The organism is Pseudomonas sp. SIMBA_068 (genome assembly GCF_046534705.1).
GTDB classification, from domain to species: domain Bacteria; phylum Pseudomonadota; class Gammaproteobacteria; order Pseudomonadales; family Pseudomonadaceae; genus Aquipseudomonas; species Aquipseudomonas putida.
In genome coordinates this window covers 1-262 of sequence record NZ_JAWRYI010000798.1, presented here as the reverse complement: position 1 = coordinate 262, position 262 = coordinate 1, and the positions used below count along the sequence as shown (strand labels likewise).

The 262-nt window shown below is 61.1% G+C and carries 1 protein-coding gene; it reads right to left on the bottom strand.

The annotated features are described in order from the left end of the window. Positions 1 to 262, bottom strand: a 262-nt coding sequence (locus SB756_RS31500) for a nitrilase-related carbon-nitrogen hydrolase (protein WP_410913426.1), incomplete at both ends; no start/stop codon positions are given.

Below are 262 nucleotides of genomic sequence, written 5' to 3'. Positions count from 1 at the left end.
CCTGGCAACGCACGATCAGCTCGGCGCCTTTCATGGCGCAGTCGCGCCAGATTTCCGGGTAGTTGCCGTCATCGCAGATGATCATGCTGATTTTCAGGCCCTTGGGGCCATCGGCAACGTAGGTCTGGCCGCCGGGGTACCAGCCTTCGATCGGGCACCAAGGGATGATCTTGCGGTACTTCTGCACGATCTCGCCGTTGTTGTCGATCAGCACCAGGGTGTTGTAGGGCGACTTGCGCGGGTGCTCTTCATGGCGTTCGCC